The sequence below is a fragment of the Bradyrhizobium sp. USDA 4516 genome (genome assembly GCF_054055915.1).
Map to the genome: position 1 here is coordinate 477,002 of NZ_JBSRXT010000001.1, position 16,811 is coordinate 493,812.

Sequence of the window (16,811 nt, forward strand, 5' to 3'; positions counted from 1 at the left end):
GCCACATGCGGAGATATGGATTGCTTCGTCGCCATGCTCCTCGCAATGACGCGGATGGGTTCGGGGGCTTAACGCCCGCGATGCTTGGCCCGCCACGCAGGTCCCGGACCGCGCATGTAATGCGCCTCGGGCCGGTAGCCGTTGATCGGCTCCTCGCCGATCCAGGCGAGGAATGCGAGCAGCCCTTCTGCGGCGCGGCGCGGCAGGGCAGCGATGAACAAAACTGTGCGCATCTCAGTAGTCCCACTTCTCGCCGAGCACAACCGGCGCCCGTGGATATCTCTCGGCGTCGTCGCCGAGCATGCCGACGTTGAGGTTGGTTCGCGCCCAATCCTCGTGGCCGCGATGCAGCAGCAGCTCATTGCGCAGCCGATGAATCTTGGCGGCAGCGATCGCGCGGTGAACAGTCCTGAAGACGAGGCCGATCCGCCGGAACGTCCGCCGCAGCATCAAGGGCATGGCGCCGGCCGAACCGTGCGGCCGGGCATCGTGGTAATGGAGCAAGGTCATGTGCCACCTTCCCGTTTGGCGGCGCGCGCGAGCGCGCCGCATCACGGCAAAAGATGCGGGGAAGGCCGTAGGAATTCGAGAGCAGCCGCAGCCCTGTCACATAGCCGCGGCATAAGCGTCCGGCCGCGGTCCGTGCACCGCCGTCATGCCGCAAATCGCGACATTTCGGACAATTTTACCCTCGATCAGCGGCGCGAGGGGCAGGTTTACGGTCGGCGGCAAGACCGGTAACCTTGCCTCCCAGTGCGACGTGGAGAGTGCCCATGCGGCCCAAGGATCAGATCAACTGGATGCTGTCGGATGCGATCGAGGCGCTCGCCCGCGCCGAACGGCTGCACCAGAGCTTCCTCAATTTGCACCCGCGCGCGGGAAGCACCGAGCCGAGCTGGGAACCGCCGACCGACGTGATCGAGACCGAGGATGAAATCCTGATCCTGGTCGCGTTGCCGGGGGTCGATCCCGACGAGGTCGAGGCCGCGCTCGACGGCGGCACGCTGGTGATCTCCGGCCGCCGCACCCTGCCCCCTGAACTCCGCAACGCCCGTATCCTGCGCCTCGAACTGCCGCAGGGCCGGTTCGAGCGCCGCATCGCGCTGCCGACCGGCCGCTACACGATCAGCCGCTTTGCCGCGCATGGTTGCGTCGGCCTGCGGCTCGGAAAGTCGAGCTAAAGGATTTCGACATGGCTGCCTCAGACGTTTCAAGCCCAGCTTCAACTTCGACGCCGATCCCGAGCGACGCGCTGATCATCGTCCCGGTGCGCAACACCGTGCTGTTTCCGGATGTCATCATTCCGATCACGATCGCCCGGGCGACCTCGATTGCCGCGGCCCAGCAGGCGGTGCGCGAGCAGCGGCCGATCGGCATCCTGCTGCAGCGCGATCCCGAGACCAACGATCCCGGCCCCGACGGGCTTTACCGCGTCGGCACCACAGCCAACATCGTGCGCTACATCACCGGTGCGGACGACAGCCACCATCTGGTCTGCCAGGGCGTGCAGCGCATGCGCGTGCTCGACTATCTGCCGGGCACGCCGTTCCTCGCGGCCCGCGTGCTGCAAATCCCGGAGCCGACCACCACCTCGGCCGAGATCGAGGCGCGCTTCCTCAATCTGCAGCGCCAGGCGCTGGAGGCCGCGCAATTGCTGCCGCAAGTGCCGCAGGAGCTGATCGCAGCACTGCAGGGCACCACCTCGCCGGCAACCCTTGCCGACCTTGCGACGTCCTACATGGACATCAAGCCGTCGGAGAAACAGGACATCCTGGAAACCATCGATCTCGTGGCACGGATGGACAAGGTGTCGCGTCACCTCGCCGAACGTATCGAGGTGCTGCGGCTGAGCCAGGAGATCGGGCAGAAGACCAAGGCCGTGTTCGACGAGCGGCAGCGCGAGGCGATCCTGCGCGAGCAGATGGCGACGATCCAGCGCCAGCTCGGCGAAGGTGACGGCAAGGCCGCGGAAGTCGCCGAGCTGACCAAGGCGATCGTCGAGGCCAAGATGCCGCCGGAGGCCGAAAGCCAGGCGCAGAAGGAACTGCGCCGCTACGAGCGGATGCCGGAGGCAGCGGCCGAATCCGGCATGGTGCGCAGCTATCTCGACTGGCTGATCGATCTGCCCTGGAGCATTCCGGAGGAGAAGCCGATCGACATCGCGGAGGCGCGCAAGATCCTCGACCAGGACCATTATGGCCTCGAGAAGATCAAGAGCCGCATCATCGAATATCTCGCGGTGCGCAAGCTCGCGCCCGGCGGCAAGGCGCCGATCCTGTGCTTCCTCGGGCCGCCCGGGGTCGGCAAGACCTCGCTCGGCCAATCGATCGCGCGCGCGATGGCGCGGCCGTTCGTCCGCGTCTCGCTCGGCGGCGTGCATGACGAGGCCGAGATCCGCGGCCATCGCCGCACCTACATCGGGGCGCTGCCTGGCAACATCATCCAGGCGATCAAGAAGGCCGGTGCGCGCAATTGCGTGATGATGCTGGACGAGATCGACAAGATGGGCCGCGGCATCCAGGGCGATCCGTCGGCCGCGATGCTCGAAGTGCTCGACCCCGAGCAGAACAACACCTTCCGCGACAATTATCTCGGCGTGCCGTTCGACCTCTCGCGTGTCGTGTTCATCGCCACCGCCAACATGCTCGACGGCGTGCCCGGGCCGCTGCTCGACCGCATGGAGCTGATCAGCCTCGCCGGCTACACCGAGGACGAGAAGCTCGAGATCGCCAAGCGCTATCTGGTGCGCCGCCAGCTCGAGGCGAACGGGATCAAGGCCGAGCAGGTCGAGATCGATCCGGATGCGCTGCGGCTGATCATCCGCAGCTACACCCGCGAAGCCGGCGTGCGCAACCTGGAGCGCGAGATCGGCAAGGTGCTGCGCAACGTCGCGGTGCAGATCGCCGAAGGCAGCACCAGCCACGTCACGATCGCGCCGAAGGACATCGTCTCGCTGCTCGGCCAGCCGAGGTTCGAGAACGAGATCGCGATGCGCACCAGCATCCCGGGCGTTGCCACCGGGCTGGCCTGGACCCCGGTCGGCGGCGACATCCTGTTCATCGAGGCGTCGCGCACGCCGGGCCGCGGCGCGTTGATCCTCACCGGCCAGCTCGGCGAGGTGATGCGCGAGAGCGTGCAGGCCGCGCTAACCCTGGTGAAGAGCCGGGCCTCGCAGCTCGGCATCGACCCCGGCGTGTTCGAGAAGAGCGACATCCACGTCCACGTTCCGGCCGGCGCGACGCCGAAGGACGGTCCGAGCGCGGGCGTTGCGATGTTCACCGCCCTCACCTCGCTCCTGACCGATCGCACGGTGCGCAGCGATACCGCGATGACCGGCGAGATCTCGCTGCGCGGCCTGGTGCTGCCGGTCGGCGGCATCAAGGAGAAGGTGGTCGCGGCCGCGGCCGCCGGCCTGACCCGGGTGATGCTGCCGGCGCGCAACAAGCGCGACTTCGACGACATCCCCGCCGGCGCCCGCGCCAAGCTGGAGTTCATCTGGCTCGAACGGGTCGACGAGGCGATCGCAGCCGCGCTGGAGGCCGCCAAGACGACGCCCGCCGCCGCGGAGTGACCGCGTCTCGAACGCAACAAGAGGGCGTGACAGCGATCGCCGTCACGCCCTCTTGCGTTGCAGATAGCGGAGCGGTGCCGCTCAGCTCTTGCCCATGCATTCTTCGATGTAGAACCAGCGGTCGTCGCCGGTCAGGCCCTTCGACTTCACCTCGGCGCGGCAAGCCTTCAGCTTTGGCTTGTTGGCCTTCCACTTCGCCTTCATGTCCTTCAGCTTCTGCATGGTGAGCTTGACCTTGGACGGCTTGGCCTCGGTGGTCTGGGCTGACGCGGTGTGCAGCGAGCCGGCGAGAAGCAGGGCGGCCACAAGACAGCTTGCGGTACGAAACATGACTGAAATGTCCCTTGATTATCTGTTGAATTGAACGGCGTAGAGCTTCTTGCTTGACGCGTCTTCTTCACGCGAACCGGCATCCACTTCGCTCGAAAACGCTTTCAAGCCGCGCGGGATACCAGATGGCCCGCGCGCGGCCTGAACTGCGATCAGAGGATTTTGACCGCGCTGAGCAGCGTCATGTAGACGCCCCACGCCAGCGGAATGCCGACGAACAGCCAGAACAGCGCCGCCTTGGCGTCGAGCCCGCCGAACCCGATCCCGTAGGAACCATGCGGTCCGGCCGCCGCGGCGCTGGCGCTCGCATCCTGCAGTTTGGCAACCTCGGCGTCGCTCATATGCCATTTCGCATCGACCGGCTTGATCAGGTAGTTGCAGATCAGGCCCGCGATCAACATGGCGCACAGGATGTACATCGTGGTGTTGTAGAGCTGGTCGCGCGGCACGCCTGCGGCCAGCTGGAACTCACGGATGTAGTTCACCACGACAGGACCGATGATGCCGGCGGTCGACCATGCCGTCAGCAGACGGCCGTGGATGGCGCCGACGAACTGGGTGCCGAACATGTCGGCGAGATAGGCCGGCACGGTGGCGAAGCCGCCGCCATACATCGACAGGATGATGCCGAAGCCGAGCACGAACAACAGCTTCGATCCCATCGCGGCGAAGGTCGGCGCCAGCGCGTAGAGCGCGATGCCGAGGATGAAGAACGTGTAGTAGGTGTTCTTGCGGCCGATCTTGTCCGACAGCGACGCCCAGAAGAAGCGGCCGCCGATGTTGAACAGCGACAGCAATCCGGCAAAGCCGGCCGCGATCGCCGCGATCTGCGCCTTCTGTCCGGCATCGAGCTGGTTGAAGCCGACATTGGGCAGGCCGATCAGCTTGCCCGCGAAGATCTCCTGCAGCATCGGCGAGGCCATGCCGATCACGCCGATGCCCGCCGACACGTTCAGGCAGAGCACCCACCAGATCAGCCAGAATTGCGGCGTCTTGTGCGCGTTGTCGAGATGGACGTGCTTGCTCGAGATCATCGCGTTGGCCTTCGTCGGCGGCGCCCAGCCCTCGGGCTGCCAGCCGGCCGGCGGAATGCGATAGCGGAACGCGCCGATCATCATGAACACGAAGTAGATCGCGCCCATGGCGAGGAAGGTCTCCCAGACGCCGACCGAGGTCGGGGTCTTGAAGTAGTTCATCAGCCTGTCGGCGAGCGGGGCGCCGATCATCGCGCCGCCGCCGAAGCCCATGATCGCCATGCCGGTCGCCATGCCGCGCCGGTCGGGGAACCATTTCACCAGCGTCGACACCGGCGAGATGTAGCCGAGGCCGAGGCCGACGCCGCCGATCACGCCGGAGCCGAGCCACATCAGCCAGAGCTGGTGCGTGTAGACGCCGAGCGCGCCGATCACGAGACCGCCGGCCCAGCACAGCGCCGCGACGAAGCCGGCCTTGCGCGGACCGACCTTCTCGAGCCAGCCGCCCCAGATCGCGGCGGAGACGCCGAGCAGCACGAAGAACAGCGTGTACATCCACCCGAGGCTCGCGACCTTCCAGTCGCAGGTGGTGGTGAACAGCTCCTGCACCAGCGAGATGTCGGGGCACGCCTTCGGCGCGGTCAGGCCGATCGCGCGCGACAGCGGCAGCCAGAACACCGAGAAGCCGTAGGCCATGCCGATGCACAGATGGATGCAGAGCGCGGCCGGCGGCACCAGCCAGCGGTTGAAGCCGGCGGTCGCGATTGTATGTTCCTTGTCGAGGAAACCTGCGCCTGTCGCGGATACGCGTCCGGCGCTGCTCACTGTGGTCATTGACACCTCCCCTGCAGCCGCCATTACGAACAGGCGCATCTGCATCTTCGATCCCGTCTCAGCCCATTGCGGCCAGCGTCAGCCGGCAGCTCCGCACATTTCCTCAATGCGTCGGGACCAACCACGCACATTCCGGAAATGCTAACCCCCAATACGGCCGGATATGCCCGGCCGTGCAGCCCGTGATCTGGACACAGGCCCAGTCGTTGTCCGTCGATGCGCCAACACTCGAGCACAACTCCATCACCACAACCCGGCGGACATTATCAATTCGCGCAGAATGGAAAATAGGTGTCGATAGGCAAAAGGTAGATATCAAGCTGCATCTAGCGCGTACGCGGCAACGCAGCATTCGAATTGCCTATCGCTCCATTGATCTTCTCGATCAAGAAAACGATCCGGGCGTTGCTTCGTTCGGTGATCTCGACCTTGTCGCCGGTCTCCTGGATCAGGGCCGGGATATCGATCACCGAAAGCGGATCGGTGCAGTGCACCTCGAGGAAATCTCCCGCCGTCACGCTCCGGAGGGCCTTGCGCGTCTTCAGCGCCGGCAGCGGGCATTTCAGGCCGGTGAGATCGAGCTTCGTCGTTGTCATGGTTCGACCATGGCGAAGCCGTCCTGCATCGTCAACGCCGCCCCTCATCCACGTCAGCCTTCGGCCGGAGCCGACGCGAGCACGTCGTCGACGGGGATCGCGGCGCGCAGCATCAATTCGGCAACGTCCTCGATGTCGTCGAGATGCGCGACCGGCAGCGTGGTTGCAACGGCGACGTCGCTGGCAATCCCGACCACGCGCGGGTCGTCGGGAAACAGCAGCGGCTTGCCGTTGGCGGCGCGGTACACCTCGATCTTGTTGACCGGCTCGCGCTTGAAGCCTTCGACCACGACCAGATCGACCTGCGCCATCTTGGCGAGCAGCTCCGGCAGCCGCGGCTCATCGGCGCCGCGCAGCTCGTGCATCAGCGCCCAGCGCCGCGTCGAGGACACCAGCACCTCGGTCGCACCGGACTGCCGGTGCACCCAGGAGTCCTTGCCGGGCACGTCGACATCGAATTCATGGTGGGCGTGCTTGATTACGGAGACGCGCAGGCCGCGGCCCAGCAGGCAGGGGATCACCCGCGACAGCAGGGTGGTCTTGCCGGCACCGCTCCAGCCCGCGAGGCCAATCACTTTCATACGCGTCTCCGAAGACATGCCAATCGTTAGGGTATCCACGCCCGCGGTTCCGCCCGACATGGATGGCCGGGACCAGCCGTGACGGCGGAAAGCCGCGACTTGCGCCCAACGCTGCTTATATCAGCCTTGGAGCAATGTCATGCCAGGCTCGCCGGCAGATGAGGATGGGCTGGCGCGCTAGAGGACCGCCCTCGGAAACTCCTGCAGCAGCTGCGCCCACAGCACCGCGAACGCGATCAGGCCACAGACCCCAAGCGCCGCGGTGAATCTCGGCAATCGGCCGATGGCGACGAGCAGCCAGGCCGGCAGGAAGAACAGGCCGAACACCATGCCGAGCGGAAAGACCGCCAGCCACTGGAAGCCGGTACCGTCGCCAGGCGGCACATGGGCGATGGCGTAGAAGGTGTAGAGCCAGAACAAGGTGCCGGCCGCCGCGACGAGCGCGGCAATCTTACGGAAGTTGGCGGTGTCGAATGCCATGATCGATTGGTCGCCGCAATCGGCGAACCCGTTCACGGGCCGCCGCGCAAGTTGGGCTCGGCGCGCTATCCCGCAGGGTCAGTCGTTTCGTTGACTGACAGGCCGCCCCGGCTTGGCCAGCCTTGCCGATCGGCTCTCTCAAGGGGGGCTGGTCACGCATCCGTAGCCTCTTCCGCGGCCGCTGCGTATCGACTGCCAGCACTTCTTCCAGCGTTGTATTCCTAAAACGAAGCCTTCTTAACATCGCTCCGCTCCTCGAGCGGGTGGGAGCCCCATCGGTCGCTCAACCACCGACATCCACAACAGGGCCCATGTCGGTGACAAGAGATAACCAGCGACGGGACGGTTTGCTCCAATGCATGTTGCAGCCCCCGCTCACGTCACGCGCGATCCCGCTATCCAGCGGATTTACCTCGAAATTTCCGATACGCAGGGCGATCGGAACACGATAATGTGCAGCATGGAGGACTATGTATGCCTCGCTCGCCTTCGATTGTGCCGCATTCAATCGATCACGACACCTATCTGGTGCTGAACGATTTTGGCCGACTGGGCCGTGCCTGGAGCGAAACCGACGAAGAAGGCACTGACCGGAAAACGCTGATCCGCCGCCTGCTGGATGACCAGTACAGCCGTCCGGTCCGCATCGTGGCCTTCAATACCAACGAAGGATGGTCGCGCGACGTCACGACCGACATTGCCGACGAGCTTCGGCGCCGTTTCGTCGAATACGAAGAGGTCCCGCGCTCCGTGCTGGAGTTCGTGGAGACGGCGATGCGGCATTGAGCTGGATCCGCAACGCAAAAGGCCCTCTCACAGCGCGATCGTTCGGCCCCCTGCAAGCATCCGCCAAACGGCAATTTTACGAGCAATTTCAACGGGATTCGGCTGCCGCGCAGCGCTGCTCCGCCATAAGGCAATATTAAGAGCATTCGCCTTACCTGTTCTCCGTTCAACGGGAGAGCGGTCCAGTGCGCAATCGTGGTGACGTTCGAGACGCCGTGAGCCTGAAAAACCGGGTTCTGGTCACGGCGATCTTTCTGGCATCGGGCGCGGCATCGCTGATCCTGCAGGTTCTCTGGTTCAAGCAACTGCAATTCGTGCTGGGAAGCGCGACCGTCTCCGTCAGCGTCACGGTGGCAAGCTTCTTTTTCGGCCTCTCGCTGGGCAGCGCCCTGGGAGGCCGGATCGCCGACACCGTCAGCCGCCCCCTGAAAATCTACGGGTTGCTCGAACTTGCCCTCGCCCTCGTTTCTCTCGCGGTCACCGCATTCCTGTCGCATTGGCCGACATGGGTGGGCTGGCTGTCACCGATGCTGGACCTGGAGTCGCCATTCCGGCTGCCTCTCATGGTCGCCGTGTCGCTCGCCATCCTGTCGCTGCCAACGATGTTGATGGGCGCGACCCTGCCCTTCCTGGTGAGATTCCTGACCCGCACACAAACCGACCTCGCCAATCGCATCGGTCTGCTTTACGGGTTCAATACCCTCGGCGCCGCCATCGGCACCCTGGTTGTCGGCTTTGTGCTGATGGGCCTTTGGGGCATCGCGGGATCGAGCCTGGTTGCGGCAGCGCTGTATGTCTGCGTCGGCGTCGTGGCCCTGTTCGTTGCGCGCGGCGCAAGCCCACTCTTGCCGGTCGCCGCACAGACACCGGTGCAAACCGCCGCGACCGCAAGTGGCAGGACGTCGGTCCTGATCTGGATTTTCGCGTGCTCCGGTTTTGTGTCGATCGCCTATGAGGTGGTCTGGTTCCGATTCCTGACCAATGTCAGCACCTCGAGCGTCTACGCGTTCTCGGGCATGCTCGGCGTTTACCTGCTGGGGCTCGTGATCGGCGCCCTGATCTGCGCCAGGCTACTCGCCCCCCGCAAGGATCAATTGCTGCGATACTTCGCCGTGACGCAGCTGCTGATCGCGGTTGCGGCCACGCTGACCGTCGGAATACTCGGCAAGGCGCGGACCATGGGAGTAGCGCTGTCTCCCATCGTATCGGGCCTGCTTCCTGTCCCGGTGCAGGAGCTGTTGGGGGGTGACGTTTCATTCTTCCTGGTTTGCGCTGTTGCGCTGTTGCTGCCGACGACGCTGATCGGCATCAGCTTTCCCCTGGCCAGCGAGCTGACCGTGATGCAGATGAGCGCGCTCGGCCGCAGGATCGGCACGCTCTACGCCCTGAACACGATTGGCGGCGTCGTGGGCTCGCTGGCGGCGGGGTTTCTGCTGATCCCCTGTCTGGGCAGCCAGGGCGCGCTCACCGCGCTGATTGTCGTGAACGTCCTGCTGTTCGTCGCGACCACCGTGTCGCAGCCGGATCTTGTGAGAGAAAGGAGCCTGTGGCGGCAGGGGACGATCGCCGCGAGCGTCATCGCCGTAGCACTGCTGATCTTCACCCCGCACTATCTGGAGCTGGTCCTGACCGCGATCGAAGGCGCCAATGTGCTCGAGTTGCGGGAAACCCGGCAAGCGACCTTTGCGGTGGTCGAGTATCGCGAGAAGGCGGCTGGCACCTATCAGCAGTTGGTGGTGAATTCGAAGAGCTACGCCAACAACCGTCCCGAGGGCAGACGCTACATGGCCGCGATGGGGCATTATCCCGTTCTGCTGCACCAGGGCCCGGTTGAAACGGCTGTCGTCATTTGCATCGGGACCGGAACCACGGTGGGAGCGGTGAGCACCCATGAAGAATTGCAATCCATCGACGCGGTCGATCTGGCATCGACGGTGTTCGAATTCGCGCCCCGCTTCGTGCCGATCAACAAGCAATTCTATCAAAATCCCAAGGTCCATCAGATCGTCGCGGACGGGCGCCACTTCCTGCTGGGGACCAAGGAGACATTTGACGTCATCACGCTCGAGCCGCCACCGCCCCATGATGCCGGCGTCATCAACCTCTACACGGAGGAATTCTATGCACTGGCAAAGCAGAAGATGCGTCCCGGCGCCGTTCTCGCGCAATGGGTGCCGCTGGATTTCAACCGCGGCATTCTTCCGAAGATGATACTCAAGGCCATGATGGGCCAGTTCAAGCATGTCTCGCTGTGGCTGCCGTCCAGAATGGAAGGCGTGGCGATCGCCTCCGATGAACCGTTGAACATCGATCCGCACGAGCTCGCCATGCGCATGTCGAAGCCCGCGGTGGCTGAAGACCTGACGGCGAACGGCCTCGGCTCGCCCGAGGATTTCCTGGCGACATTCATCGCCGCCGATGAAAAACTCGCGGCCTTTGTCGGGGATGTGCCGACCCTCACGGATGATCGGCCGCGTCTCGAATATTACAACTGGTATCCGCTGGGTTCGGTCAGCGTGGACGAACTGAAGCGCCTCCGCGAGCCGGTGGAAGCCTATCTTGCCGACCGTTCCATCGACGAGGCCCGTCTCGACACCGCGCGCACGGTGGCCACTGCGATCCTGGACGAGCACAAGGCCACGGCCGACGGCGACAAGTCCGCCGCCCGGGCCGCGCTTCGCCTGGCCGTCAAACTGGACCCGGACAATTCCTACGTCGACTTCCTGGACCGCAAGCTGAGCGAGTGATCAGGGTGCCTTCGGCACACCGCATCAGGAAGTCCCCGAATGTCGCGAGAATGCGGATGTTTTGACTCACAGCTAGCGCAACAAGCTCAGTGTCGTCCCTGCGAAAGCAGGGACCCATAACCACAAGCGCAAATTGTTACGCGATGCTGGAACGGCGAGGCCCGCCTGTAACGCCCGCCGCGGCGTATGGGTTCCTGCTTTCGCAGGGACGACAGCTGTGATGGTGCGGCAGAGCGCACACCGGCTACGCCGGCCTGAACCCCGCCTTCGTCAATGCAGCCCGGCCTTCATCCGACGCCAGCGCATCGAGAAAGGCCTGCACCGCGGGCCGGTGCTTGCGCGCCGTCACCAATGCGAAGTCATAATGCTCTTCGGCGAACGGTATGAAGCCGAGTCCCGACGCATCGGCGACGGGCGCGATGGTCATGCCCCAGTCGGCGCGGTGCTGCGCCACCGCGGCCGCAACCGCATTGTGCGAGCGGGGCTGATTCCAGTAACCGTCGGGCCGGCTGCCCGCCAGCAAGCGATCGATCAGGATGCGGGTGCCGGCACCCTGGTTGCGGTTGACCATGATGCAGGCGGGATCGGCGAGCGCGGCGCGCACCGCCTGCTCTGCGCTCAAGCCGGCAAAGCGCGTGTCGTCCTTGCGAAACACGATGCCCTGCATGCGCCGCCAGCCCGGCACCAGCTCGAGCCCGTCGGCCAGATACGGCGTGTTGTAGGTCTCGGTCTTGTCGTCGAACAAATGGATCGGGGCGAGATCGCATTCGCCGCGCTTGGCGGCAGCGAGCCCGCCGAGACTACCGACCGCGATCGAGCGCACCACGAGACCGGCATGCGCCAGCGGCGCCGTGACAAGATCGAGCCCGGTGCAATGGCTGCCGACGATGACGAGATCGGGCACCCGCACATGCGGCGTGAACAGCGTCACCTCGGCCTCGCTGCCGGCCGGCAACTGGTCGGCCAGCGCCTCGATCTTCAGGAAGCCGTCGGCCTGCGCAAACGACGTGATCGCGCCCGAACCCTTGCCGCCGGGATAGGCGATCAGGCCGTCGGCGCCCTCGACCAGCGACACCATCACGAACTCGGTACGCCCGAGCTCGGAGGCGATGCGCACCGGCACCTTCGCCGCCACCTTGGCATCCGATCGCGGCGGCAGCCCGGCCATCCGCCGCAGCACCGGCACGATCATGTCGTGGAAGGTGAACATCGCCGAGGTCGGAAAGCCCGGCAGGATGACCACCGGCTTGCCGTCGCACACCGCAAGGCACAGCGGCTTGCCTGGCTTCAGCGCCACGCCATGCGCGATGATGCCGGGCTTGCCGAGGCGAGCGATGATCCGGTGCGAGACGTCACCCGCGCCCTTGGAGGTGCCGCCTGACAGCACCAGCATGTCGCTGTCCGCCAGCGCCTTGCGCATCGCGGCCTCGAGCATCGCCTCGTTGTCGGCGATCGCGCCAAGGAACGCCGCGTCACCGCCGTTCTCGGCAATCGCCGCGGTGACGATCGCACCATTGGTATCGTAGATCGCGGCCGGCCGCAGCTTCTCACCCGGTTGCACCAGTTCGTCGCCGGTCGAGAGGATCGCGACGCGCGGACGGCGCGTCAGCGCAACCTCGGCGATGCCGCAGGCCGCGAGCATGCCGATCTCGCGCGACCCGATCATCGTTCCCGCGCGCAGCAGGGCCTCGCCGCGCGCGATGTCGGAGCCGGCATAGGACACGAACTGGCCGGGCGATGCCGCACGCCGCACCTCGATGGTGCCATGGCCGGCGGGCTGGGTGTGCTCGACCATCACGATGGCATCAGCGCCGCGCGGTACCGGACCGCCGGTCGCGATCGCAGTCGCAGTACCCGGGAGCACCGGCAGGGTGGGCGCGGTCCCGCACGAAATCGTCTCGTCGTTCAGCGCGAGCTGCACCGGCGCGGCCTCGCCGGCGCGTGCCAGATCGGCCGAGCGCACCGCAAAGCCGTCGACATTGGAGCGATCGAATGGCGGCACGTCGATCGGCGCCACCACGTCCTCCGCCAGCGCACGGCCGAGCGCATCGGCGAGCAGCCGTTTCTCGGACGGCAATTGGCGCGGGAACAGCGCCGCCTCGAAGCGCGCGAGCGCCTCCTCGCGCGACAGGATGGTCAGGAACTGGTCCTGCTCGACGGACGGGTTGGGTTTCGGCGTGAACGTGTTGCTCATCTCGGGAACTCACTCCCGCAACATATAGGCATCGACCACCGTGCCCGCACCAAAGCCCTCGGCATCGCCAGGCACGATCAGCAGGGCTTCGGCGCGCGCGACGGCATCGAGCGACAGGTCGCCGATGGCAAGTGCCGCCCAGGAATCCTGTTGAGTACCTTGCTCGCGTATCAGCAGCACGACCTCGGCAACGCCGACGCCGGAGGCGATCTTGCGTTCCAGCGGCAGCGCCAGCGTCTTGCGCGGGCGCCGGCCCGACAGGCGGTCGAACACCGGAAGCGCAATCGCCCACCAGGCCGCGAAAGCCTGATCCGGCGCGCCCGGCAAGGCGACGACCGGCGTTGTGTGGATACGGCCGACCGCTGCGGTGCGCCCCGGTTGCAGGGCAATGCCGTGCGCTATCAGCGTGCCGCGCGATGCCAGCGCATTCACTGTCGCATCGGTGTGACCAACGCCAGTGCCCCCGATCGTGATGATGAGATCGCAACCGTCCGTATCGAGTGCGTTTGCAATCGCCGCCACATCGGGTGCGGCCTCGATGCCGACGACCTCAGCGCCCGCGAGGCGCGCGGTGTCAGCGATCAGTTGTGCGGTCAGCTCACCATTGGCGACGTTGACGATGCGAAGCCGCGGCCGTCGCACGCGCAACATCTGCAGTCCGGCCGCGCGCGCGAGCAGCAGGCCGCGCGGCAGCAGCGGCTCCCCTGCTGCGATCACGGTGCGCCCAACGGCGATGTCGCTGCCGGCACGCCTGACGCCCTGCCCCGGGATTGCTTCGGCGAGCACCTGCGCAAGCGGACCGGAGGTATCGACGGCATCGGCATCGACCACGCAGTCGGTGCCATCAGGCATCGCAGCGCCTGCCGCCACCCAGACCGGAGGTTCGGCCAGCGGCAAGGGCGCATAGGACGACGCGCCGACCAGGTCATTGGCGCGCATCGCCCACCCGTCGCTGACCGCGACATCGCGCGGCGGATAGGCGCGCAAGGCCGGCATCTCGGCCGCAATGCAGCGCAAGGCGTCGGCCGGCGGCAACGCGATCGGCTGGACCGGCCCGACGTCGCGCAGCACGGCAGCCAGTGCCGCATCGAGCGGGGTGAGCGAAGGCGGAAGGCGCTGGGCGGTGACCATGGCCCGCTATGGACTGAATCGGCCCCGAAAGAAACTGTCTCTCGCCGCACCGGGGCTGCGTCATTAGACCGATGGCGCGTTGACGCGGTCCCCAATATAGTTGCAAAAGAAACCAATATGACCGGGTCCCCGAAGGCCCGGCACAACCAATAATGGCCAATGCGCCAATTCAGGAGGGAGACAGAATGAAGGCCACCAGACTAGCCATGTTCGGGACGCTCGCAGCCGCGCTGCTGGCCTCCCCGAGCGTATCGGCGCAGGTATCCGACGACATCGTCAAGATCGGCGTGCTGACCGACATGAACGGCCCCGCCTCGACGCCGACCGGCCAGGGCTCGGTCACCGCCGCGCAGATGGCCGTCGACGATTTCGGCGGCAAGGTGCTCGGCAAGCCAATCTCGGTGATCGTCGGCGATCACCAGCTCAAGCCGGATATCGGCGCGACCATCGCGCGACGCTGGTATGACGTCGATCAGGTCGACCTCATCGTCGACGTGCCGGTCTCGGCGGTCGGGCTCGCGGTGCAGAACATGGCCAACGAGAAGAAGAAGCTTTTCATCACGCATTCGACCGGCGCGACCGATTTCCACGGCAAGTTCTGCTCGCCCTACGCGATACAGTGGGTATTCGACACAAGGGCGCTCGCGGTCGGCACCGCGCAGGAGGTGGTGAAGCGCGGCGGCGACAGCTGGTTCTTCATCACCGACGATTATGCGTTCGGCCACTCTCTGGAGAAGGACGCCTCAGCGATCGTGACCAAGAACGGCGGCAAGGTGCTCGGCGCGGTGCGGCCGCCGTTTGCGACGCCCGATCTGTCGTCCTTCATCCTGCAGGCGCAGGCCTCGAAGGCCAAGATCATCGGCATTGCCGGCGGACCGCCCAACAACACCAACGAGATCAAGACCGCCGCCGAGTTCGGCGTCTTCGCCGGCGGGCAGCAGATGGCGGCGCTGCTGGCGCTGATCACCGACATCCACTCGATCGGGCTGTCGGCCGCGCAGGGCCTGCTGCTGACCACCTCGTTCTACTGGGACATGGACGACAAGACCCGCGAGTGGTCGAAGCGCTATTTCGCCAAGATGAACCGGATGCCGACGATGTGGCAGGCCGGCGTCTACTCCTCCGTGACCGCCTATCTGAACGCGATCAAGGATGCCGGCACCGACGATCCGCTCAAGGTCGCGGCCAAGATGCGCGAGAAGCCGGTCGAGGACTTCTTCGCCCGCAACGGCAAGCTGCGCGAGGACAATCTGATGGTGCACGATCTCTGGCTGGTACAGGTCAAGACCCCGGCCGAGTCGAAATATCCGTGGGACTACTACAAGATCCTGGCCAAGATCTCCGGCGAGGACGCGTTCGGCCCGCCGGACCCGGCCTGCGCGATGGCGAAGAAATGACGACCGAAGGTCGTCATTCCGGGGCGATGCGTCAGCATCGAACCCGGAATCTCGAGATTCCGGGTTCGCGCTTCGCGCGCCCCGGAATGACCTCTGCATAGACGCGATAGCGCGTCCATGCAGAAGTCATTTCGCCGCCCCGATCTCGCGGAAATATCTGAGCACGCCGGGGTGGATCAGGTTGATATCAGGCGCGGCGGCGAGCGTGTTCGCCGCCGTGGTCTCGCACGCCTGGGCGAGCTTCGTGCAGAAGGTCGCTTCGATGCCGTGCAGCGTTTTCGCCAGCCGGTAGGCGACGTCGTCGGGCAAGGTCTCGCGCACCAGGATGTAGCTCCAGGAGCCGACCGAAGAGATTGCCGCGGTCTGCTTCGGATAGCTGCCGGCGGGGATCGTCAGCGGCTTGAGGAACGTGTGCTTGGCGCGGATGCGGGCGATCTCGTCCGCCGTCGGCGCGATGAAGCGCGCGCCGGTGGCGCTCTCGGCCATCTTGGTGAAGCCGGGCCAGCCGATGCCGGCGCCCCACAGTGCGGCGGCGCGGCCATCCTCAACCATCGCGGGCCCGTCGCCGGCGCGATCGAGATAGATCGACTTGAAGTCCTCGTCCTGCTTCAGTCCGATGCCGTCGAGGATGTAGCGCGACAGGATCGGCAGGCCGGAGCCCTTGGCGCCGAACGCGACGGACTGGCCGACCAGGTCCTGGATAGTCTTGTAGGGACTGTCCGCGCGCACCACGAACATGCCCGGGCTCGAATACATCGCGGTGAGGATCTTCAGCTTCGTGGCCTTCGGCCGGCCGATGCCCATGAAGGCTTCATAGGACGGCTCGCCCGCCACGGTCGCGATATCGACGTTGCCGGCCTCGAGCAGCGGGATGTTCTCATTGGAGCCCTTGGTGTTGCGCGGCTCGATCGACAGCGTCGGGTCGGCCGCATTCATCACCTCGGCGAAGGCATTGCCATAGAGCGGAAAGCCGCCACCCGGCGTCGCCGTGGCGAAACTGATCGTGGTCTTGGAAATGGTCTTGCTCCCCTCTTGCGCCGCCGCCCCGTCCGCGAGCAGCAGCGCGCCGGCGCACATCATAACAGCGAATTTCATCCCGAGCCTCAAGCATTCCACACGAACCCGACTATCGTCGCACGGGCGACGTCGTAGGCAAAGCCAGCGTTTTGTGAAACCATGCCGGCAACAGT

Annotated in this window: 15 protein-coding genes; 5 read left to right on the forward strand and 10 right to left on the reverse strand. The window is 65.5% G+C overall.

Going from position 1 to position 16,811, the window contains the following annotated elements; genetic code table 11:
• Positions 1-68 precede the first annotated feature (68 nt).
• Positions 69-233, reverse strand: coding sequence for a hypothetical protein (locus ACVI1L_RS02205; protein WP_253639001.1), 165 nt, complete (start codon positions 231-233; stop codon positions 69-71).
• A gap of 1 nt (position 234) precedes the next feature.
• Entirely contained in the window at positions 235-510 is a 276-nt protein-coding gene (locus ACVI1L_RS02210; RefSeq protein ID WP_456782153.1) for a hypothetical protein, read from the reverse strand.
• Between the two features lie 263 nt (positions 511-773).
• Between ACVI1L_RS02210 and ACVI1L_RS02215 the strand changes: the two genes are divergently transcribed.
• Together ACVI1L_RS02215 and lon are read left to right on the forward strand one after the other, a co-directional pair.
• Complete coding sequence (locus ACVI1L_RS02215; protein WP_028332710.1) at positions 774-1,181, forward strand: Hsp20/alpha crystallin family protein; 408 nt, start codon at positions 774-776, stop codon at positions 1,179-1,181.
• Positions 1,182-1,192: 11 nt separating this feature from the next.
• Positions 1,193-3,571 carry an endopeptidase La gene (gene lon / locus ACVI1L_RS02220; protein ID WP_456782154.1) on the forward strand — a complete coding sequence of 793 codons (2,379 nt, stop codon included), beginning with the start codon at positions 1,193-1,195 and terminating at the stop codon, positions 3,569-3,571.
• An 81-nt stretch (positions 3,572-3,652) separates the two neighbouring features.
• Here the strand turns inward: lon and ACVI1L_RS02225 are convergent, their stop codons facing one another.
• The 5 genes from ACVI1L_RS02225 to ACVI1L_RS02245 form a co-directional block, all read right to left on the reverse strand.
• Positions 3,653-3,901, reverse strand: a complete 249-nt coding sequence (locus ACVI1L_RS02225; protein WP_028342462.1) for a hypothetical protein — start codon at positions 3,899-3,901, stop codon at positions 3,653-3,655.
• A 152-nt stretch (positions 3,902-4,053) separates the two neighbouring features.
• On the reverse strand, positions 4,054-5,709 hold the full coding sequence (locus tag ACVI1L_RS02230; RefSeq protein ID WP_057014864.1) for an OFA family MFS transporter: 1,656 nt from the start codon (positions 5,707-5,709) through the stop codon (positions 4,054-4,056).
• Positions 5,710-6,035: 326 nt separating this feature from the next.
• Positions 6,036-6,305, reverse strand: coding sequence for a sulfurtransferase TusA family protein (locus tag ACVI1L_RS02235; RefSeq protein ID WP_456782155.1), 270 nt, complete (start codon positions 6,303-6,305; stop codon positions 6,036-6,038).
• Positions 6,306-6,358: 53 nt separating this feature from the next.
• Entirely contained in the window at positions 6,359-6,904 is a 546-nt protein-coding gene (mobB, locus tag ACVI1L_RS02240) for a molybdopterin-guanine dinucleotide biosynthesis protein B (RefSeq protein WP_141339621.1), read from the reverse strand.
• Between the two features lie 159 nt (positions 6,905-7,063).
• Positions 7,064-7,366 (reverse strand): hypothetical protein, encoded by a 303-nt coding sequence (locus ACVI1L_RS02245; protein ID WP_456782156.1) that lies wholly within the window; start codon positions 7,364-7,366, stop codon positions 7,064-7,066.
• 474 nt (positions 7,367-7,840) lie between these two features.
• Between ACVI1L_RS02245 and ACVI1L_RS02250 the strand changes: the two genes are divergently transcribed.
• The gene (locus tag ACVI1L_RS02250; protein ID WP_016847487.1) at positions 7,841-8,152 is read left to right on the forward strand and encodes a hypothetical protein; all 312 of its coding nucleotides are present in this window, start codon (positions 7,841-7,843) and stop codon (positions 8,150-8,152) included.
• A 215-nt stretch (positions 8,153-8,367) separates the two neighbouring features.
• Complete coding sequence (locus tag ACVI1L_RS02255) at positions 8,368-10,899, forward strand: fused MFS/spermidine synthase (protein ID WP_456782157.1); 2,532 nt, start codon at positions 8,368-8,370, stop codon at positions 10,897-10,899.
• Between the two features lie 244 nt (positions 10,900-11,143).
• On the opposite strand, the gene ACVI1L_RS02260 is transcribed toward ACVI1L_RS02255, so the two are convergent.
• The gene (locus tag ACVI1L_RS02260; RefSeq protein ID WP_456782158.1) at positions 11,144-13,093 is read right to left on the reverse strand and encodes a molybdopterin biosynthesis protein; all 1,950 of its coding nucleotides are present in this window, start codon (positions 13,091-13,093) and stop codon (positions 11,144-11,146) included.
• Positions 13,094-13,102: 9 nt separating this feature from the next.
• A complete protein-coding gene (locus tag ACVI1L_RS02265) occupies positions 13,103-14,224 on the reverse strand; it encodes a molybdopterin-binding protein (protein ID WP_456782159.1) in 1,122 nt (373 codons plus the stop codon).
• Positions 14,225-14,409: 185 nt separating this feature from the next.
• Between ACVI1L_RS02265 and ACVI1L_RS02270 the strand changes: the two genes are divergently transcribed.
• Positions 14,410-15,621, forward strand: coding sequence for an ABC transporter substrate-binding protein (locus ACVI1L_RS02270; RefSeq protein ID WP_057014858.1), 1,212 nt, complete (start codon positions 14,410-14,412; stop codon positions 15,619-15,621).
• A 126-nt stretch (positions 15,622-15,747) separates the two neighbouring features.
• Here ACVI1L_RS02270 and ACVI1L_RS02275 read toward each other — a convergent pair whose 3' ends face one another.
• Positions 15,748-16,716: a TAXI family TRAP transporter solute-binding subunit gene (locus ACVI1L_RS02275; RefSeq protein WP_456782160.1), complete on the reverse strand. Its 969-nt coding sequence runs from the start codon at positions 16,714-16,716 to the stop codon at positions 15,748-15,750.
• Between the last annotated feature and the right edge of the window lie 95 nt (positions 16,717-16,811).